Annotated in this window: 12 protein-coding genes and 15 tRNA genes; 14 read left to right on the forward strand and 13 right to left on the reverse strand. The window is 48.3% G+C overall.

Features of this window, described 5'->3' with window-relative positions:
• Positions 1–60: 60 nt before the first annotated feature.
• On the forward strand, positions 61–3,132 hold the full coding sequence (locus K0H60_RS07300; protein ID WP_220057722.1) for a transglycosylase domain-containing protein: 3,072 nt from the start codon (positions 61–63) through the stop codon (positions 3,130–3,132).
• A 124-nt stretch (positions 3,133–3,256) separates the two neighbouring features.
• Here the strand turns inward: K0H60_RS07300 and K0H60_RS07305 are convergent, their stop codons facing one another.
• The 12 genes from K0H60_RS07305 to K0H60_RS07360 form a co-directional block, all read right to left on the reverse strand.
• Positions 3,257–4,636, reverse strand: a complete 1,380-nt coding sequence (locus K0H60_RS07305) for a sigma-54-dependent transcriptional regulator (RefSeq protein WP_011716480.1) — start codon at positions 4,634–4,636, stop codon at positions 3,257–3,259.
• Positions 4,633–6,444, reverse strand: coding sequence for a sensor histidine kinase (locus K0H60_RS07310; protein ID WP_089068140.1), 1,812 nt, complete (start codon positions 6,442–6,444; stop codon positions 4,633–4,635). The genes K0H60_RS07305 and K0H60_RS07310 overlap by 4 nt, the downstream gene beginning before the upstream one ends.
• Before the next feature lie 99 nt (positions 6,445–6,543).
• Positions 6,544–7,941 carry a TRAP transporter large permease gene (locus K0H60_RS07315; RefSeq protein ID WP_220057723.1) on the reverse strand — a complete coding sequence of 466 codons (1,398 nt, stop codon included), beginning with the start codon at positions 7,939–7,941 and terminating at the stop codon, positions 6,544–6,546.
• Positions 7,941–8,585 carry a TRAP transporter small permease gene (locus tag K0H60_RS07320; protein ID WP_086904586.1) on the reverse strand — a complete coding sequence of 215 codons (645 nt, stop codon included), beginning with the start codon at positions 8,583–8,585 and terminating at the stop codon, positions 7,941–7,943. The genes K0H60_RS07315 and K0H60_RS07320 overlap by 1 nt, the downstream gene beginning before the upstream one ends.
• A gap of 62 nt (positions 8,586–8,647) precedes the next feature.
• The gene (locus K0H60_RS07325) at positions 8,648–9,670 is read right to left on the reverse strand and encodes a TRAP transporter substrate-binding protein (RefSeq protein ID WP_011716484.1); all 1,023 of its coding nucleotides are present in this window, start codon (positions 9,668–9,670) and stop codon (positions 8,648–8,650) included.
• A gap of 394 nt (positions 9,671–10,064) precedes the next feature.
• Positions 10,065–10,295 (reverse strand): hypothetical protein, encoded by a 231-nt coding sequence (locus K0H60_RS07330; protein ID WP_069455278.1) that lies wholly within the window; start codon positions 10,293–10,295, stop codon positions 10,065–10,067.
• 143 nt (positions 10,296–10,438) lie between these two features.
• Positions 10,439–10,514: transfer RNA gene (locus tag K0H60_RS07335), tRNA-Val, on the reverse strand.
• Positions 10,515–10,539: 25 nt separating this feature from the next.
• Positions 10,540–10,615: transfer RNA gene (locus K0H60_RS07340), tRNA-Val, on the reverse strand.
• A 25-nt stretch (positions 10,616–10,640) separates the two neighbouring features.
• Positions 10,641–10,716, reverse strand: a tRNA-Val gene (locus K0H60_RS07345).
• A 41-nt stretch (positions 10,717–10,757) separates the two neighbouring features.
• A tRNA-Val gene (locus K0H60_RS07350) sits at positions 10,758–10,833 on the reverse strand.
• Positions 10,834–10,865: 32 nt separating this feature from the next.
• A tRNA-Val gene (locus K0H60_RS07355) sits at positions 10,866–10,941 on the reverse strand.
• Positions 10,942–10,989: 48 nt separating this feature from the next.
• Positions 10,990–11,065 (reverse strand) — tRNA-Val (locus K0H60_RS07360).
• A 586-nt stretch (positions 11,066–11,651) separates the two neighbouring features.
• On the opposite strand from K0H60_RS07360, the gene gltX reads away from it, so the two are divergent.
• The 10 genes from gltX (at position 11,652) to K0H60_RS07410 (ending at position 14,564) form a co-directional block, all read left to right on the forward strand.
• Complete coding sequence (gltX, locus tag K0H60_RS07365) at positions 11,652–13,061, forward strand: glutamate--tRNA ligase (protein ID WP_011625747.1); 1,410 nt, start codon at positions 11,652–11,654, stop codon at positions 13,059–13,061.
• Positions 13,062–13,165: 104 nt separating this feature from the next.
• A tRNA-Ala gene (locus tag K0H60_RS07370) sits at positions 13,166–13,241 on the forward strand.
• Positions 13,242–13,308: 67 nt separating this feature from the next.
• Positions 13,309–13,384: transfer RNA gene (locus tag K0H60_RS07375), tRNA-Glu, on the forward strand.
• 106 nt (positions 13,385–13,490) lie between these two features.
• A tRNA-Ala gene (locus K0H60_RS07380) sits at positions 13,491–13,566 on the forward strand.
• A 64-nt stretch (positions 13,567–13,630) separates the two neighbouring features.
• Positions 13,631–13,706 (forward strand) — tRNA-Glu (locus tag K0H60_RS07385).
• 100 nt (positions 13,707–13,806) lie between these two features.
• A tRNA-Glu gene (locus K0H60_RS07390) sits at positions 13,807–13,882 on the forward strand.
• 100 nt (positions 13,883–13,982) lie between these two features.
• Positions 13,983–14,058 (forward strand) — tRNA-Glu (locus tag K0H60_RS07395).
• Positions 14,059–14,136: 78 nt separating this feature from the next.
• Positions 14,137–14,212 (forward strand) — tRNA-Glu (locus tag K0H60_RS07400).
• Between the two features lie 100 nt (positions 14,213–14,312).
• Positions 14,313–14,388, forward strand: a tRNA-Glu gene (locus tag K0H60_RS07405).
• A gap of 100 nt (positions 14,389–14,488) precedes the next feature.
• A tRNA-Glu gene (locus K0H60_RS07410) sits at positions 14,489–14,564 on the forward strand.
• Between the two features lie 490 nt (positions 14,565–15,054).
• Here K0H60_RS07410 and K0H60_RS07415 read toward each other — a convergent pair.
• Positions 15,055–16,884: an ABC transporter ATP-binding protein gene (locus K0H60_RS07415; protein WP_109287771.1), complete on the reverse strand. Its 1,830-nt coding sequence runs from the start codon at positions 16,882–16,884 to the stop codon at positions 15,055–15,057.
• 181 nt (positions 16,885–17,065) lie between these two features.
• Here K0H60_RS07415 and K0H60_RS07420 point away from each other — a divergent pair, with 181 nt between their 5' ends.
• The 3 genes from K0H60_RS07420 to K0H60_RS07430 all read left to right on the forward strand — a co-directional run bounded on the left by K0H60_RS07420 (position 17,066) and on the right by K0H60_RS07430 (position 20,711).
• Entirely contained in the window at positions 17,066–18,694 is a 1,629-nt protein-coding gene (locus K0H60_RS07420) for a DNA-3-methyladenine glycosylase 2 family protein (protein WP_220057724.1), read from the forward strand.
• Between the two features lie 129 nt (positions 18,695–18,823).
• Positions 18,824–19,390 (forward strand): methylated-DNA--[protein]-cysteine S-methyltransferase, encoded by a 567-nt coding sequence (locus K0H60_RS07425; protein WP_220057725.1) that lies wholly within the window; start codon positions 18,824–18,826, stop codon positions 19,388–19,390.
• A gap of 37 nt (positions 19,391–19,427) precedes the next feature.
• Positions 19,428–20,711: a DEAD/DEAH box helicase gene (locus tag K0H60_RS07430; protein ID WP_220057726.1), complete on the forward strand. Its 1,284-nt coding sequence runs from the start codon at positions 19,428–19,430 to the stop codon at positions 20,709–20,711.
• Positions 20,712–20,767 lie beyond the last annotated feature (56 nt).

Below are 20,767 nucleotides of genomic sequence, written 5' to 3' on the forward strand. Positions count from 1 at the left end.
GCATAGGTTGGGAACTTTCCCACGTAGAAAGGATTTGTTAAGTGATTTTTGGGAGCCGTTTTGCCTAATTCTACGCAAGAAATGCAATTCGAAAATTATCGTCCTCGTCCGCCACAACCCGAGCCTAAGGCTAAGCGTCAGCGCAAGCCGAGATCTAAGGGGCGTGTCTGGTTCCTGTTTTTTATTCTGATTATCTGTGTGGCGGTGTTGATTGGCCAGGAGGTCAAAACCTCTTATTTCCAGTCTAAGTATGTTCATCAATATGCGAAGACCTTGACCTATGAGCTGAAAAATCAGCCCACTCAGTCAATTATCTATCCAAGCTACGGCCCCTTCGATGAGCGTCACGGTTACAGTAAGCTGCCGCAATATATCGATAGATTGCTGCAACGTAACTTCCAGGTGACGCAGCAAGTCGAGTTTTCCCCCGCGCTGCAGGAATATGCCCAGATGGGCTTTTTCCCGCCTTACCATGAGAAGGCGCAATCGGGTTTGACCCTGCTGGATTGTCGCAATACCGACCTCTATGAGTTTGCTTATCCTAAACGCGTGTATCAGGATGACGATAAAATCCCCAATGAAATAGTCAATACCTTACTGTTTATTGAAAACCGCGAACTGTGGACCACTGAGCCAAAACTTAACCCTGTGATCGACTGGCCAAGGTTTATTGTGGCGGGGATGAGTCAAATCGCTGAAATGGTGGGGATGAATGTGTCTACCGCCGGAGGCAGTACACTGGCGACACAAATTGAGAAGTTTCGCCATTCCTCCCAAGGGTTAACCTTAAGCATTAAGGATAAGCTGCTGCAAATTGGCTCTGCCACAGTGCGGGTTTATCAGCAGGGGGAAATTACTGAGCCTGCCCGTAAGCGTATTATTCAAGATTATTTAAATACTGTGCCTTTATCCTCAGCGCCTAATCACGGTGAAGTGCATGGCATAGGCGATGGCCTGTGGGCGTGGTTTGGGACCGATTTCGATACCGCCAATAAACTGCTTGCTTCGCCGCAAATCAAAGCCAATGCCGCTAAGCGTGGCCAAGTGTTCCGCCAAGTGGTGGCGTTAATGATTGCCCAGCGTCGTCCTTCCTATTATCTGTTGCAGGGACACGAGGACTTAGAAAATCTGGTCGACAGCCATATTCGGTTACTCGGCCAGTATTACTTGATTGATCGCCAACTTAGAGACGCAGCACTTGCTCAAAAACTGCAGTTTAAGGTGGCTAAAGCTCAGCGTAATACCCAGTCGGGAGCGGATAAGGGCGTTAATACGATACGCATTCGTACTGCGGGCATGTTAAATGTCGGCCTGTATGATTTAGACCGCCTCGATTTGACCGTAAACAGCAGCTTGCACAGCGACTTACAACAACAGGTGAGTCATTACTTACGCAGTCTTGGGCAGGCCGCAACGGCCGAGAAGGTCGGCCTCTTAGGTGAGCGCTTACTCGAACCCAGTCAACTGCAAAACGTGCTCTACAGTTTTACCCTCTATGAAAAAACCGAGACGGCGAACCGTGTGCGGGTGCAAACCGACAGTACCGATCAACCTTTCGATATTAACGAAGGCAGTAAGTTAGAGCTGGGCTCGACGGCCAAACTCAGGGTGCTCGCAACTTACCTTGAGATCATTGCCGAGATCCACGACAAATACTCGAAGAAACACGGCATTGAGTTGGAGTCGATTGAGATTGAACCCCGCGATCATCTCACGCGCTGGGCGATTGATTACTTGATTGTGAATCCGGATAGACGCCTCGACCGCATGCTGGATGCTGCGTTGCAGCGGGAATATTCAGCCTCGCCGAATGAGCAATTCTTCACGGGTGGCGGTTTACATGTGTTTAATAACTTTAAAAAATCAGAAGATTTTAAAGTGCCAACCATGTATGAGGCGCTGCAAAACTCCATCAACTTACCCTTCGTTCGCTTGATGCGTGACATAGTCAACTACAGCAGTAGTATGCAAAACGAAGGCAATATGGCGCGTCTGCTGCGCAACGATAAGGATCCACGCCGTGAGGAGTATTTGCGGGTGTTTGCGGACCGCGAAGGCAATACCTTCGTCAATAAGTTCTACCGTAAATATAAAAAAGTCGCGCCCAATGAGCGTTTAGAACTGTTCTTCGATGGTCAAACCCAAGCGGAGCAGCAGCTCACCGCGGCTTACCGTTATTTGCAACCTAATGAGTCTATGGCCTCGTTTAAGGCCTTCCTGCAGCAGCGTTTGCCGCAAAACAATTACACGGATAAACGCATTAAAGAACTGTATAACAAGTACGGCCCTGAAAAATATAATCTGCCTGACCAAGGTTATATCGCGCGGGTGCATCCACTCGAGCTATGGGTGCTCGATTACTTGAATCAACACCCTGAGGCCAACCTCAACGATGTGAAGGAGGCCAGTAAGGATGAGCGTCAGGAAGTATATCGCTGGTTATTTAGAACCCGACATAAAAACGCGCGGGATGTGCGGGTACAGGTAATGCTGGAGGTGGAAGCCTTCCTCGACATTCATCAGCGTTGGGCGCGTTTAGGCTATCCATTTGAATCTATGGTGCCTTCTTTAGGCTCGGCGCTGGGCAGTTCGGGTGACAGACCCGCGGCGCTGGCGGAATTGATGGGGATTATTCAAAACGATGGTTATCGTTTACCGACGGTGCGGATTAATCAACTGCACTTTGCCGAAGAGACACCCTATGAAGTTCGGCTCGAAAACCAAAATGCCCAAGGTGAACGAGTGATGCGCCATGAAGTCGCTCAGGCCTTAAAGGCGGCGCTGGCAAACGTCGTTCAAAACGGTACTGCACGACGTCTTAAGGGCATCTTTACCGACGACAACGGCGAGATGCTGGCAATTGGCGGTAAAACGGGGACGGGCGATAACCGTATCGTGACTCAGATGCAGCAGGGCCGCAAAGTGGCTACCACGGCGATGAACCGTACCGCGACGTTCGTGTTTTACTTAGGCGATAATTATTTCGGCACCTTAACTGCGTTTGTGCCGGGCAGTAAGTCGGACGATTTTAGTTTTACCTCGGCGCTGCCATTACAAGTGATGAAGGGCATGATGCCAATCCTTGCGCCCTATGTGAAATCCTCGAAGGGCATGTGTGTGCGGGATGAGTAATGACTCACTTTTGCGATATGCATTTTTGATACATCAGCATTGGAATGCTAGTTTGAGGTTCCTTAGATAAAGCAAACCCCGCAGCCGTGAACCGGTTTGCGGGGTTTTTATTGGCACCGACAGGCTACTCGTCAGCGTTGATATATTGTTTGCGGTCTAAATCGTACTTACGCATCTTGTCGTACAAGGTTTTGCGGGGCAGTTCGAGTTGCTCCATGGTTTGCTTAATGCTGCCCTTGTTATGGCTTAAGGCCTCTTCTATCAATACTCGCTCAAAAAACTCGACCCGTTGCAGCAGCGACATGCTGGTATGCAGGCTCGGTGCATTACCTAAGCTGCCGGCGAAGGCCGCTTCACCACCGAGTAACACATAACGTTCTGCCAGATTTCGCAGCTCACGCACATTACCTGGCCAGTCGTGGGAGGTGAGGATGGCATTCTGCTCGGCATTGAGGGCAATCAGTGCCTTGTGATAACGCGCAGAAGCCATACGGGCAAAATGTAAGAATAATAAGGGAATATCTTCGCGGCGATCCCTGAGTGGCGGAATCGGCACTGTCACCAGATTTAAGCGATAGAGCAGGTCTTGGCGAAACTCTCCGGTGTCGCACAGGGACTTTAAATCCACTTTAGTGGCGGCAATGACCCGAATATCCAAATGAATGCTCTTATTGGAGCCTAAGCGTTCGACTTTGCGATCTTCGAGTACCCGCAGCAGTTTGACCTGTAACGACAGTGGCGTGCTTTCGATTTCATCTAAAAAGAGTGTGCCGCCGTTGGCATACTCAAACTTACCGATACGCAGTTTATCGACACCGGTAAAGGCTCCGGCTTCGGCGCCAAAGAGTTCGCTCTCAATCAAGTTCTCGGGAATCGCGCCGCAGTTAATGGCGACAAAGTTAGCTTGATTGCGACTGCTGTGGTCGTGCAGATAGCGGGCGACCAATTCCTTACCCGTACCCGTTTCACCTTCGATAAGCACATCGGCGGGGGTGTCGATTACTTGGTCTATGATATGGCGCATGCGCAAAATGCCGACACTGTGGCCTAATATTCTTGGCCCAGGCACGTTATGGCTTTCTAACTCTTTCTTTAATTTACGGTTCTCTAGGGTGAGGCTGCGTTTATCTAGGGCGCGCTTCACCACATCTAGCATGTGTTCGTTGTTAAAGGGTTTTTCGAGAAAATCGTAGGCGCCTTGTTTTAAGGCATTGACCGCCATGGCGATATCGCCAAAGCCTGTGAGCAGCACGACGGGTAAATCGGGATCTTGCTGGCGAATTTGTTGCATCAGGCTGATGCCATCGAGTTGCGGCATATTCACATCGGAAATCACCACGCCCGCCCAGTCCCTGTCGAGTAATTTGGCAATCCCTTTGGGATCGGTAGTGGCGAAGGCTTTAATGCCTTCCAGCTCAAACAGTTGGACTAACACTGTGCCAATATGGGGCTCATCGTCGATGATCAGTACGCTATAGTCTTGAATTGAATTGGGCAGACTCATGATGACTGACGTTCCTCGGCTAAATAAATCGGTAAAATAATATGGAAAATCGCGCCGCCGTCCTCGGCATTGGCAACATTAATTTGCCCCTGCATAGACTCGATAATGCGCTGGGAAATGGATAAACCCAGGCCAAGCCCTGTACGCTCGCTGGTGGTGAAATAGGGCTCGAAAATCTTCTCCATCTGGCTCTCGCGCACCCCGGGGCCTGAGTCCTGAATACTGATACAGAACTTGTCCGCACAGTTTACCCTAATACTCAGTGTCCGTTTTGAAGATTGCTGCATGGCGACAATCGCGTTGCTCATAATATTCACAAACACTTGCTGCAATCGCACTTTATCACCCCAGACCTGATATTGGCCTTCGGGCAACAGCACATCGAGCTCAACCCCTTGCTTGTCGATTTCGGGCTGGACTATGGTCAGGGCTTGTTTGATACAGCCCTTAAGATCGGTCGCACTATCCGTGCCTTGGCTCTTACGGGTAAAACTCTTAAATTGGCCGACAATATCGGCTAATCGGTCGGTCAGCTCGATAATAATTTTAAGATTATCAGAGGCTTTATCCGGCATATTGCGAGCGAGGAAGGTTTGGGTATTTTGCGCATAACTGCGCAGTGCGGCCAAGGGCTGATTCAGCTCGTGGTTGATACTGGCGGATAGGCTACCTATCACGGTCAACTTAGCCGCCTGAATAAGTTCATCCTGAGTGTCCTTGAGGCGATCATTGGCCTGTTGCAGATCTTGGGTGCGCTCTTCCACCCTTTGCTCCAGTAAACTCTGGGCGAGTTGCATACGTTGCAAGTTGCGGCGCCGCTCGCTACTAAAGAGTAAGCCTAAGGCGAGCAACAAGTAGATAGAGGCCGATAACAGCATCAGTGCGGGCATGGATTCGAGCAGGGGTTTCATCGGCGCCAGAATATGCACCCGCCAACCCGCCTTGGTCATCAAATGATGGGTATCCATATATTGCGCCTGACTGTTGCCGGAGCGAATTTGGTAGATATGGCCGTTACTTAGGCTATCTTCTTGATATTGTGGCTTTATCAGTAATTCACCAATCGGCCGCTCCGCGTAACGTTTTGAGGCATTTAAGGCATATTGTTTGGCCTGAGTCAGCGGTGTGAGTGAGGCTAAGCGCCATTCATCGACACTGGAGATAAATACAATATCGTCGGGGTCGCTGATTAAGAATTGATATTGGCCAGCCATCGCAATGCTGGTGCTTTGCTGCTCGATATCGGCGATATCCACTTTTACAATAATGGCGCCCAGAATGCCTTTGGCGCCTTGCTGATAAATAGGGTAAGAGAAGTAAAAGCCACGTTTATCCGAACTGGTGCCCACCGCATAGTAGCGGCCTAAATTGCCCGAAATCGCATCGGTGTAATAGGGTCTGAAGGAGTAGTCTTTGCCGATAAACGAAAAAGGCTGCTGCCAGTTGCTGGCGGCAATCGCAATGCCGAGGGCGTCGATAAGATAGATATCGGATGCCTCAGTCACATGCTGAATTTCTTCCAAATATAGGTTGAGCTCTTGTACCTTCTTGGGGTTTTGTTGATCGTTTAAGACATTGGCGAGCATAGGGTTAGTTGAAAGTACGTGGGGGATACTCTCGTAGCGCGATAGGGCGCCATCTAAGAAGCTGACCAGCTCTTTGAGTTGTCGCTCGGATTGTTGTTGTATTTCAATTTTGCCCTGATGAAAGTGCACCCAATAGGTCAATTTTAAGATGGCAAATAAGCCCGCAAGTAGCACTATGGTCATTAAAAGACGTTGTTTGGCCTTGGGCGTCATAGGCAACATAGCAGGCGATCCTGATCCACACTGAATAAAACAAAGCGAGCCTGAGTAGGCTCGCTTAAAAACTATCTAGAATCAAGGAATAATCCTTATTTCTTGAGATTAATATCCGTTGAGCTTATCCAGTAATTCCGGCAAGAACAGGGAAATCTGTGGCACGTAGGTGATAAGCGCCAAGAAGGCTAACATCAGTGCTAGCCAAGGCAGTACTGATTGGATCACCCAACCGATGCTGCGGCCAGTGATCCCCGCCGTGACGAAGAGGTTAAGCCCCACCGGCGGCGTCAGCATGCCAATCTCCATGTTCACTACCATGATGATACCTAAGTGGATAGGATCGATACCTAACTGAGTCGCAATCGGGAACAGAATTGGCGCCATAATCAACACGATGGCCGATGGCTCCATAAAGTTACCCGCCGCTAACAGCAATAAGTTAACAATGATTAAGAAGCCCCAAGCGGGTAAGCCCATGCCAACAATGTATTCGGCAATAATATGGGGAATACGCTCAGTGGTTAGCACGTGGGCGAATAGCATGGCGTTGGCAATGATAAACAGCAACATAATGCTGACCTTTGCCCCGTCACGCACTACATGGCGGATTTCTTTGTCGACTGGGGTTTTAATCAGCCCGAGTACCATATGACCTAAGTTACGGACAATCGCGCTGGGGATGGGCTCGTTAGCGTTACGCCATACGACATTTTTCAATGGACCAATATCGCGATAACCAAATACCGCAATGAGATAGGCATACATACATGCCACGGCAGAGGCTTCGGTTGGACTGGCTACACCGCCGTAGATTGAACCTAATACGATAAGGATCAGCGCCAGACCACCTAAGGCTTTGGCACTGGAAATTCCCAGTTGTTTAAAGCCGGGGAAGGGACGTGATGGCAGATTCTTAAAACGAGCGACGATATAAATCACTATCATCAGCAGGAAGCCCATCATCAGACCTGGGATTAAGCCCGCCATAAACATTCTGGCTGCCGAGACTTCCGTTGCCGCCGCATACACTAGCATCACGATAGAAGGTGGGATCAAAATCCCTAAGGTGCCTGAAGTGGTAATTACACCAGCGGCAAATTTTTCGGGGTAGCCCGCTTTCACCATGCCGACAATAACGATAGAGCCAATAGCGGCCACAGTTGCAGGGGAAGAACCTGACACCGCAGCAAACAACATACAGGCCATCACAGAAGCCATGGCTAAACCGCCACGGATATGGCCGATACTGTCCATCGCAAAGTCGATGATCCGCCGCGCCACTCCACCCGTTGATAGGAAGGCTGAGGACAGAATAAAGAAAGGGATCGCCAGCAGGGTATAGTGCTCTGACGATGACTCATAAAGTTTTAACGCCACAGAGGCGAGGGAATCGTTGGAGAAGAATAAAATCGTCAGCATGCTCGAGAAACCTAACGCAATCGCGATAGGCATACCTAAAAACATACAGACGAGTAGGGCAGTAAAGAGGGTCGCAATGGCCATTACTTCGCTTCCTTATTGTCTGTTTCTTGTTGTGCGTGCTGAGCACCTTCGTCAATTAAATGCATGCTTTCTTTCGCTTCGTCGGCAAATTGGAATCCAGAAACTTGGTTGCGTAGGATGGCGATAAAGAGTTCTAAGAAACGCCAAGTCAACATGCTAAAACCAATCAATAGAATGCTTTGGGATAACCAAATAGGCACAGCGCCGTCTTCGACATCAATCTTTAAGGTGTTCCAAGCAAAGTCGGGATCTAAGCTGTTTAACAGGAACTTAGGAAAGTGAATATCTTCCATCGGTACGCCGATTTGGTACATCTGTGACAGATATTCCCAGCTACCTTTTAAAAATAGTCCGCAATAAGCTAAGCAAATCAATGCCGTCACTAGGGAAGTGATCTTTTTAGCCTTAGGGGGCAGATTTTTTACAAACGCATCAACACCGATGTGAGCACCGACTTTCACCCCATAGGACATACCAAAAAGCACAAACCAACCACAAAGGGTTAAGGTCAGTTCTTGGATCCATAAAAAACCGGTATTGAAGAAAAACCGCGCCACTACCTCTGTGAACACTAAGAGTGTCATTAAGGTGATTAAGAGGTTGAGCACCCCTTCTTCAAAGTAACCAAAAATTCGCGATATCACAGCTGTACTCCCCTCGCTCAAATACCGCTTAACCCCAAATAGAGGTTAAGCGGTTTATTTCATTATTGTTTATTTGCAGCAACAGCGGCTTCAATCACATCTTTACCTACTTGGTCTTCAAATTTCGCCCAAACAGGTTTCATTACATCAATCCATTTTTGACGCTCATCTGGCGTTAAGGTCACCAGTTGCGAACGTTTAGAATCAAGGATTAATTGCTTGTCTTCGTTATCTTTTTCAGCGGCGATCTTGTTACCTAAAGCGATAGATTCATCTAAGGCTTCTTTGATCACTTTACGTTTATCCGCTGGTAAGCTCTTCCAGAAGGCGTCAGAGGTTACGACCATGTAGTCCAGCACGCCGTGGTTACTTTCGGTGATTTGGCTTTGAACTTCATAGAATTTTTGTGAGTAGGTGTTAGACCAAGTGTTTTCTTGACCGTCGATCGCACGGGTTTGCAGCAGGGTAAACACTTCAGAGAATGGTTTCTTCACAGGAATGGCGCCCACAGCATCAAACTGGGCGGCTAATACGTCAGATGCCATTACACGGAATTTTAAGCCTTTAGCATCAGAAGGTTGTTTCAGTGGTGTGTTAGCAGAAAACTGCTTCATACCATTGTGCAGATAACCTAAACCGACAATACCTTTACGGCTCATTGAGTTCAGCAGTGCTTGACCGGCTTCACCTTGTTGGAAACGGTTTACTGCATCCATGTCATTAAACAGGAATGGCAGGTCGAAAACCTGTAGGCGTTTGGTATAACGTTCAAATTTTGAGAGAGAAGGCGCGACAAATTGCACGTCGTTTAACAGCAGTGCCGCTAACTCGTTGTTATCCCCAAATAACTGTGAGTTAGGGAATACACTGACCGTATATTCACCAGGTAAACGTTGCTCAACGAGTTCTTTAAACTTCAACGCCATTTGACCCTTTGGCGTATTTTCTGCAACCACGTGGGAGAACTTGATTTCAACGGGCGCCGCAAACACGTTAAAGCTGGTCGCAAACACTGAGGCCAGTGCCAGCATTTTTGCGACGGTTTTTAATGGACGTGTGATACCCATTTGTTGATTCAATGTCATTTTTGAGTTCCTTTTTCTGTTGTTAGGATTTGTCCTCAGCCTTGGTTAGTTTGTTACCAAGTGTGAGTAGGAATACAGCCTTGATTTCCCTGAGGTCTGTCTTAATAAAGGCAAATACCACGCCAACTTACGATGCACTCTGTAAGTGTTTGGTTAATAAAGTGTAGTTCATTTGACGTTTGTCACACTTTTAGTTTTGTGGGTGAGATCTCGCTCACGTTGATTTTGGCTATGGGTGGAAATCCACCCAAACTGCATTTTGTGGGGTATGAGCAGAGGTTTTTAGCTTGATGATTAACTGAGCAAAATAAGTTGCTTTTAGATCAAAAGCTGGCTGAAAAATGACTATAGATCAGGGGATTGGTGAGATGGCTAAGATGAAGTAATGCGGCAGTCAGCCGTGATCTTCGCCAATTCGCTTAAGGATTTCATCACTAGGAAGTAACTCCAAATGCCCGCGCTCATCGAAATACCAGCCAGTAATAAAACCTTTTTGGCGCATGCTGACGAGATTGTGCATGACTTCACGGGCTTCCCTCAGCGCGGTTTGTTCATCGCAGGCATGAGTATGCTTTAAATACGCTGCAATATTGGTGAGGGATGCAGATTGACTGACGCTGGCCATAGTGCTGATCTCCGAATATGCCTAAGGCAACAATCAGCAGCGTTTAATCGGATTAAATACTGGGTAACAGACTCAGTTAAGCAGATGCTGATTAAGATCAAGCATAGTTGAGTTGAGCTAGGGGTAAAGTTTTTGGGGGAATATGGTGGTCGCTACTGGGATCGAACCAGTGACCCCCTCCTTGTAAGGGAGGTGCTCTCCCGGCTGAGCTAAGCGACCCGGGGTAAATCAATACTGAAGAATATGGTGGTCGCTACTGGGATCGAACCAGTGACCCCCTCCTTGTAAGGGAGGTGCTCTCCCGGCTGAGCTAAGCGACCCGGGGTAAATCAGTACTGAAGAATATGGTGGTCGCTACTGGGATCGAACCAGTGACCCCCTCCTTGTAAGGGAGGTGCTCTCCCGGCTGAGCTAAGCGACCGGAATTCTTTCAATACAAATTTTAATGTCATTCTAAAAAAATGGTGGTCGCTACTGGGATCGAACCAGTGACCCCCTCCTTGTAAGGGAGGTGCTCTCCCGGCTGAGCTAAGCGACCGGAGAATGACGACACAGTGAATGAGAAGTATATGGTGGTCGCTACTGGGATCGAACCAGTGACCCCCTCCTTGTAAGGGAGGTGCTCTCCCGGCTGAGCTAAGCGACCCGGGCATATAACAACTTGTATACCATGATTAAATTTGCATTTAACACATGGTGGTCGCTACTGGGATCGAACCAGTGACCCCCTCCTTGTAAGGGAGGTGCTCTCCCAGCTGAGCTAAGCGACCTCTGCTGTGTGGAGCCGTATTATAGGGAGGTTCGATCGAGTGTCAACGCTTTTTAATGAAAAAAGCATTGGTCGCGCTATTTTTGCTCGGATTGACTTAATGTTAATCATGTCATCATTCAAAGTGTTACTTTATTGGACAATTTCGTCGGTATTTTCTTTTCAGGCTTTTGCGCTCACCTTGCCAATAAGTCAGCCTATCGCATCATTAAGCGTTCTTTTTTGAGGGTTTGCGGCTTTTTTAGGCTAAAGAGTGTTGTCTATACGGCTTGAACGATAAAGGGAGGGCGCTGCGCCATTCTCTTCATCTATTTTGCTAAATTTCGATGGTATGTTTCTAAATAGAGATGCGTATCCTTCAATTACATGGCTTTGGTTTTCGAGTGTTTGTTTTCGGATATGGAATGCTGGATTCTCATTTTTATCAGAGCCATCTAAAGCGCTCACCTTTGGGCAGATACTTTGAGGGGATCTGCAATACCTGCGCTAAGTGCCATTTGCAGCGCAGACTTAGGCTGCTAGAATAAGCCCACTTTTTACTGTGATTGTCTTTATCTAGACGACTTTATATAGGTTAGTGTCCCATTATGACAACTAAGACGCGTTTTGCCCCCAGCCCAACAGGCTTTTTGCACGTGGGCGGTGCCCGTACTGCTCTTTATTCTTGGTTACAAGCCCGTGCCAATAATGGTGAGTTTGTTTTACGTATCGAAGATACGGATATTGAACGTTCTACTCAGGCGGCCTGTGATGCCATTTTAGAGGGCATGAACTGGTTAGGTCTGACGTGGGATGAGGGCCCGTACTATCAAACTAAGCGTTTTGATCGTTATAACGAAATCATCGCGCAGATGTTAGAGCAGGGCACAGCTTATAAATGTTATTGCTCGCGTGAACGTATCGATGCTTTAAGAGAAGCACAAGCGGCAAATGGCGAAGCCCAAAAATACGATGGTTGCTGCCGTGACTTGCCGGCGCGTGACACTGACGAGCCTTTTGTTGTGCGTTTCAAAAACCCCATCGGCGGTTCAGTGGTGTTTGATGACCATGTTCGTGGTCGTATCGAATTCTCAAACGATGCATTAGATGATCTGATCATTGCCCGTACCGATGGCGTTCCGACTTATAACTTCTGTGTGGTTGTCGACGATTGGGATATGGGGATCACTTGTGTGGTTCGTGGTGAAGACCATATCAACAACACCCCACGTCAAATCAACATCCTTAAAGCATTAGGCGCACCTATTCCTGAATATGCCCACGTGTCGATGATTTTAGGTGATGATGGAGCCAAGTTATCTAAGCGCCATGGTGCGGTAAGCGTAATGCAATACCGTGATGATGGTTATCTGCCTGAAGCACTGCTTAACTACTTAGTTCGCTTAGGTTGGTCACATGGCGATCAAGAAGTGTTCTCTTTAGAAGAAATGAAGCAGCTCTTTAAGTTAGACGACATCAACAAAGCGCCTTCTGCCTTTAATACCGAGAAACTGGTTTGGTTAAACCAACACTATATTAAGACGCTCGATCCTGAATATGTGGCGTCGCACTTACAATGGCATATGGACGATCAAAAGATCGATACCTCAAATGGCCCTGCGTTATCTGCGGTAGTGACGGCTCTGGCTGAACGCGCTAAGACCTTAAAAGAGTTAGCCGCTTCTAGCCGCTACTTCTATGAGGACTTCGCAGAGTTCGATGCCGAGCAAGCGAAAAAGCACTTACGTGGTGTCGCGCTTGAGCCATTGCAATTAGTGCAACAAAAACTGGCAGCATTAACTGAGTGGACTGTTGAAGCTATCCACCAAGCGATTGAAGCCACCGCGACCGAATTAGAAGTCGGTATGGGTAAAGTAGGTATGCCTTTACGTGTCGCTGTGACAGGTGCTGGGCAGTCTCCTGGCTTAGATATCACCTTATTCTTAATAGGAAAGGCGCGTTCTGAGCAAAGAATATCCAAAGCGATTGAATTTGTAGCAGATAGAATAAATTCCTAAAAAACGAGTTGACACATTTAGGTGCGCTGCATAGAATGCGCCCCGTAGTTGAGACACAGACGAGCGAATGCTTGTAGTGCACTTAAATACAGCTTGATAAGTTTGGGGCTATAGCTCAGCTGGGAGAGCGCTTGCATGGCATGCAAGAGGTCGACGGTTCGATCCCGTCTAGCTCCACCAAACTTACCGCCGATATTAAGCGGGATAAGCGTTAGTAATAATGCGAGTCAAATTAATATGTCCTTGTGTCCCCTTCGTCTAGAGGCCTAGGACACCGCCCTTTCACGGCGGTAACAGGGGTTCGAATCCCCTAGGGGATACCACTATGTTTATCACATAGGGTTCCTAGCAAATGACTAACGAGTCGTTTGGTAAGAACAAATCCAGTTTCTGCGATATATACTGAATATCAGTATGTCGAAAGAATTTGGGGCTATAGCTCAGCTGGGAGAGCGCTTGCATGGCATGCAAGAGGTCGACGGTTCGATCCCGTCTAGCTCCACCAAATTCGCCGTATTAAGCGAGAGCACTGTTAGTCATTAATAGTTTTCAAATTAATATGTCCTTGTGTCCCCTTCGTCTAGAGGCCTAGGACACCGCCCTTTCACGGCGGTAACAGGGGTTCGAATCCCCTAGGGGATACCACTCTATCCCTTAAAGATAGGGTGCTATCACAAATGACTAACGAGTGATTTGTGAGATAACTAGCAAGACCTCAGTGATGAGGCTAAACATCAGTCCTTGTGTCCCCTTCGTCTAGAGGCCTAGGACACCGCCCTTTCACGGCGGTAACAGGGGTTCGAATCCCCTAGGGGATACCACTCTATCCCTTAAAGATAGGGTGCTATCACAAATGACTAACGAGTGATTTGTGAGATAACTAGCAAGACCTCAGTGATGAGGCTAAACATCAGTCCTTGTGTCCCCTTCGTCTAGAGGCCTAGGACACCGCCCTTTCACGGCGGTAACAGGGGTTCGAATCCCCTAGGGGATACCACTTTCATCCCAAATGACTAACGAGTTGTTTGAGATAAATAGCAAAACCTCAGTTATGAGGAAAAACATAAGTCCTTGTGTCCCCTTCGTCTAGAGGCCTAGGACACCGCCCTTTCACGGCGGTAACAGGGGTTCGAATCCCCTAGGGGATACCACTCTATCCCTTAAAGATAGGGTGCTATCACAAATGACTAACGAGTGATTTGTGAGATAACTAGTAAGACCTCAGTGATGAGACTAAACATCAGTCCTTGTGTCCCCTTCGTCTAGAGGCCTAGGACACCGCCCTTTCACGGCGGTAACAGGGGTTCGAATCCCCTAGGGGATACCACTCTATCCCTTAAAGATAGGGTGCTATCACAAATGACTAACGAGTGATTTGTGAGATAACTAGTAAGACCTCAGTGATGAGACTAAACATCAGTCCTTGTGTCCCCTTCGTCTAGAGGCCTAGGACACCGCCCTTTCACGGCGGTAACAGGGGTTCGAATCCCCTAGGGGATACCACCTCAACTAAGATTAATCGCTAATGTTAGTTGAGAACAATAAGCCACCGTTAGGTGGTTTTTTTGTATCTAAAATTCGTTATCCTGCCATAAGCCATAAGCCATAAGCCATAAGCCATAAGCCATAAGCCATAAGCCATAAGCCATAAGCCTATTCTATTGAGACCGTATCAGTTTATTTGTCTTGGGGGGAGTAGGGGAGTTGGTACTTTTGCTGTATTTACCTCTTATCAAATCGCAGTACCTATATAAGAGCAAACGGCGTGTCATCTCAGTAGAGCACCATACTTGAAGGAATTGGTTTGCGGATATTGTTGAGGATAAGTGCTGGCAACAAACTTTTTGTGCCTGTATCAGCCCAGCTAATAAAGCAAACAATAAGACCAATAATAAAGCCAAATAAAAAGGCGACTCTAGGTCGCCTTTTACATCCAAACTCAATGATTTTTCAAATCAAAATGCACGGTAGTGCGCTTAAGGAATGCTTCAATCTACTCAACCCCGAGGAAGCCACCAGTTTGATGCGCCCAAAGCTGGGCATAGATACCGCCTGCGGCAATTAACTCTTGATGGGTGCCTTGCTCGACAATACGACCTTGATCGAGCACGATTAATCTGTCCATCGCCGCGATAGTGGACAATCTATGGGCAATCGCGATCACAGTCTTTCCTTGCATCAATTCGTACAAGCTTTCCTGAATCGCAGCTTCCACTTCGGAGTCCAAGGCAGAAGTCGCCTCATCGAGCAGTAAAATCGGCGCATTTTTCAATAGTACCCGAGCAATCGCGATACGCTGTCTCTGTCCGCCGGAGAGCTTAACCCCACGTTCACCCACTTGTGCATCTAAGCCATGGTTGCCATTAGGATCGGTCAGTTCATTAATAAAGTCATGGGCCTGAGCCTGTTTTATTGCATGCTCGAGCTGGGTTTCGCTTGCATCAGGATTACCGTAAAGAATATTCTCCCGAATAGTGCGATGCAGTAGAGACGTATCTTGGGTCACCATCCCAATCTGTGAGCGCAGTGAGTCCTGCTTGACCGCTTTAATATCTTGGCCATCGATACAAATTTGGCCTTTCTCAACATCGTAAAAACGCATCAATAGGTTCACTAGGGTGGACTTACCCGCGCCCGAGCGGCCAACGAGTCCGACTTTTTCGCCCGCTTTGATATTGAGGTTCAGATCTTCGATAACACCGGTTTCTTCGCCGTAATGGAAGCTCACCTGATTAAAATCGATACGTCCTTGCTCAACCACTAAAGTGTTGGCATTGGGCGAATCTTGGATCAGTGTTGTTTTGGAAAGGGTGTTCATCCCATCGGTCACAGTGCCGATATTTTCAAATAACGAACTGATTTCCCACATGATCCATTGCGACATACCATTGAGACGCAGCGCTAAACTCACGGCAATTGCAATCGCTCCAACAGAGATGGCATTGTCACTCCAGAGCAGGATAGACACAGCGGCAATGCTGAAGGCGAGCATATAGTTAATCACCTGCACACTGACACTGATCCCCGTAACGAGGCGCATCTGGCGGTACACAGTGTCGAGGAAACTGCGCATACTTGCCTTGGCATACTCGGCTTCTTTATCCGTATGGGCGAAGAGTTTCACCGTGGTGATATTGGTGTAACTGTCGACAATGCGTCCTGTCATTGTCGAGCGCGCATCGGCTTGTTCAGTCGAAACCGTTTTCAGCCTAGGCACAAAATACCACTGTAAACCGATATAGAGCGCTAGCCAGATCAGCATGGGGATCACCAGACGCACATCGGCACTGGCCACCATCACCAGCATGGAGGTGAAATATACTAAAATGTATACCAGCACATCGAGCAGTTTCATGACGGTTTCGCGTACCGCAAGGGAAGTTTGCATCACTTTAGTGGCAATACGGCCAGCAAAATCATTTTGATAGAAGGACACGCTTTGCTTGAGCAGATAGCGGTGCGCAAGCCAACGAATCGACATGGGATAATTACCCAGCAAGGTTTGATGCATGATCAGCGCATGGAATAGCACTAATAATGGCATCACCACTAGGACCATCAGCCCCATTAATAACAGCGTTGAGCCCTCATCTTGAAAGAGCGTCTCAGGGCTTTTTTTCACTAACCAATCGACTAATTGCCCCATAAAGCCAAAGAGCGAGACTTCGAGCATGGCGATTAATGCCGTCAGCACTGACATTAAGATAAGCGGTAATTCATAGCCCTTAGTGTAATGGCGGCAGAACGCATACACCCCCGTGGGCGGCTTGGTTGGTTCGCCATCGGGCAGGGCTTCAACCCAAGATTCAAATCGTTTAAACATGAATTGACTCTATTTAATTGAGAAAAGTGGATGGGGAAAACGTCGAGGTGTCTAGCATATAGGATCTTGCACTTTAAAAGCACGCGATGATCCAGTTCCGTTTTCCGCGAGTGTGCTAGCATAGGGTGACGTACAGTAACCGACAAGTACAAAATTGTGAATAAGAGTGTCGGATAGCCAAATGAAGCAGACAAGCGTGAGCCAAAATTCAGCCCCAAAACCGCCATTCGAGCCGGCATCAAGCGACGCGCAGGATTGCCAAATATCCGCCGGGATTTGCCGTGAAGCGCGCATGAGCCGCGATCCACGTTTTGACGGTAAGTTCTTTGTGGGTGTGTTAAGTACGGGGATTTATTGCCGAACAGTATGCCCAGCAGTAGCGCCGAAGGAAGAAAATGTTCGTTATTTTGACTCGGCCATTAAAGCTGCGCAGGCGGGGCTGAGGCCTTGTCTGCGTTGCCGCCCAGACAGTGCCCCAGGCTCTAATCCGTGGAAAGGTACTAACACAACCTTAGACAGAGCGATAGGTTTGATTGAAGCTGGCGCCTTATCTGGCGAGCACGGATTAACGGTCGAGGCCTTGGCGGACAAACTGGGGATCAGCAGCCGTTATTTAAATAAGTTATTTACTGCAGGATTTGGCACTTCACCTAAACAATTTGCCCTCTATCGTCAGTTATTGTTCGCAAAGCAGTTGTTGCATCAGACGCAGTTGCCCATCACTCAGGTCGCCCTTGCCGCAGGCTTTAACAGTATTCGCCGTTTTAACGAGGCGTTTCAGCAGGCGCTGCAATTAACGCCCACACAATTACGAAAATCCAGCCAGAAATCGACTATTAAAGTAGACGATGGGGAGTGTGCCGAACTCGCTTGTTCGCAGGAGATGCCAGCACACAGCTTGAGTCTGTATCAGTATTATCGACCGCCGCTCGATTGGTCGGCGCAATTAGCCTTTTATCGCCTGCGCGCCGTCGAAGGCATGGAATGGTTTAGTGAGAGTGTAGCCCCTCACTCCCATGAGGCGATTGACCCAAATATGCCACTTGAGTATTGCCGTACCCTGCAAATTGAGGATATTCGCGCTGTGGTGCATATCGTCCATGAGGCACCTTTGCATCGCTTTAAAATCACGCTGACGTTAACGCCAGACTCGCCCTTATCGGGCCTACAAAAGCTCATCACCCAAGTGCGGCGCATTTTAGATCTCGATGCCGATATGCAGCAGATTGAACACAACCTTCAGCATTTGACCGATCTTAAACTCAGTAGCAAATCCGGGCTTAGGATCCCCGGCGCAGGCGCGGTGTTTGAGGCGGGTTGTCGAGCCGTCTTAGGTCAGCAGGTGAGCGTAGTGCAGGCGACTAAATTACTGAATATATTGGTCGAAGCCTATGGCGAGCGCTTTAGTTTAAACGGGCGGGAATATCGCCTGTTCCCCACACCGCAGGCGATTCGTGAAGCGAGTCTCGATGAGCTTAAAATGCCCGGTGCGCGCAAGCTGGCGCTTAATGCGCTTGCAGCCTTTATCTGTGAGCAGCCTGAAGCTCCAGTCGATGAGTGGATTGGGGTAAAAGGTATAGGTCCTTGGACCATTGCCTACGCCAAATTGCGTGGACTTGGCGATCCGAATATCTTCTTGCACACAGATTTAATCGTTAAAAAACAATTGTTAGCCAGTGTTGCCGAGCAAAGAGGCTTGGATATTGAAGCGGTAAAACAGCTGGATTATACGGCGCTTGCACAGCGGGTGGGTGCGGATATCGCCCCTTGGGGGAGTTATTTGACCTTCCAGCTGTGGTCCAATGCATAAGGCATTTCAGGCCATTCGTTATTGTTCCAGTGACTAGGATCCAGTGACGAGGCTCCATATGAGAGTGACTATTAACTATTTGAAACACAGTACGAAAACACTGTACTAAAGCCGTTTACGAGACCCATTATGAGCCCGAATTTCTCCCAATTGATTAGCGCGCCAACGGCCAAAGATTATCAGCCCTGCGCTGTCGATAGCTTAAGTACCCCTGTCGGCGAACTACAACTCAATGCCAATGCCTACGGATTGAGCCATTTAACTGTCGTTGGCTCGAGCCGAACGGAGATCCCACTAAAGGTTGCAACTGATGACGAACTTGCGCGGGCCAAAAGCCATATTGAGCAGGCAAAGGCCCAGCTTCAAGATTATTTTCGCGGTGAGCGAACCGAGTTCCACTTAAGTTTAGCGCCTAAGGGCACCGAGTTTCAGCAGCAGGTGTGGCAGGCGCTGGTGCAGGTCGGTTATGGGCAGAGTTGCAGTTATGGCGATATCGCCCAGCGTATCGACAGGCCCAAAGCCGTTAGGGCGGTCGGTGCCGCTAATGGCGCCAATCCCATCGCTATTATTGTGCCCTGTCACCGTATCATTGGTAAAAATGGCCAATTAACCGGTTATGCTTATGGACTCACGATGAAACAACAGCTGTTAATGCTGGAATCGACAAGCAAGGGAGCGCATTTTACGTTAGAATAGCGGTCATATTTGTTATTGATGAGCCATGTAATTTTTTATGACCCAAGCTTCTTCCTCCGTTGCCAGCTTTGCCGAACTTGGCATTATTGCGCCCCTGTGTAATCGACTCTCTGAGCTGAGCTATGTGACGCCTACGCCCATACAAGCGGCCACTATTCCGGCCGTGCTCAGTGGGCGGGACGTATTAGCGGGGGCGAATACGGGCTCTGGCAAAACCGCCGCCTTTGCCGTGCCGTTATTACAGCGCCTGTTTGAGGCAAAAACCACGGAAAAATCGGCAGGCCAAGTGCGTTGTTTGGTACTCGTGCCAACCCGCGAATTGGCGCAGCAAGTTGCCGATAGCTTTTTATCCTATGCCTCTCACTTCAATGGCCAACTTAAGATAGTTGCGGCGTTTGGCGGCGTGTCAGCCAATCTGCAAATGCAAAGTTTACGCGCGGGGGCCGATGTGCTGGTGGCAACACCAGGCCGTTTATTGGATTTATTAGCCAGCAATGCGCTTAAGCTCAATCGCGTCTCGGCCTTAGTGCTGGATGAAGCGGATCGCATGTTAAGCCTTGGGTTTACCGATGAACTTAATCAAGTGCTTGAGGCGCTGCCCGCCAAGAAACAAACCTTATTGTATTCGGCGACATTCCCTGAAGAAGTGCGTGCACTCACGGCTACCTTGTTACATCAACCGCTTGAATATCATCTACAAAGTGAGCAAGAAAGCACCATTGAACAGCGCGTTATCACAGTCAACCGTGAACAAAAAACCGCGCTGTTGGCACACTTGATTAAACAGCATCAGTGGTCGCAGGCGCTTATTTTTGTTAGTGCTAAAAACACCTGTAATCACCTCGCACAGAAGCTGTCTAAACGTGGGATCAATGCCGAAGTCTTCCATGGCGATAAGGCGCAAGGCGCGCGAACTCGGGTACTCGATGGCTTTAAAAGTGGCGAAATCAGTGTGTTGATTGCGACCGATATCGCAGCCCGCGGTATTGATATTGATAAACTCCCTGTGGTGATTAACTTCGATTTGCCAAGAAGTCCGGCCGATTATATGCACCGTATTGGCCGTAGCGGCCGCGCGGGAGAAGCGGGTTTGGCGGTGACCTTGATTTCCCATGAGGAATATCATCACTTCGGCGTGATTGAAAAGAAAAACAAAATCAAACTTGTACGTGAACAAATCCCAGGATTTGAAGCGAATGCCGAGATGCCACTCGAAGTGTTAGCGCAGGAAAAACCGCAGGCTAAACCCGAAGGTACTGGCAAGAAAAAGCGTAAACAGTTACCCGCGGCGAACCTTGAATTTTGGGGTAAAAAATCTTAATTCCTCGGGCGTGAGTTATGCTTAGTGCATCTCATGTCCCTTCGCATCTGGTTTGT

The organism is Shewanella mangrovisoli, assembly GCF_019457635.1.
In the GTDB taxonomy this organism is placed as follows: domain Bacteria; phylum Pseudomonadota; class Gammaproteobacteria; order Enterobacterales; family Shewanellaceae; genus Shewanella; species Shewanella mangrovisoli.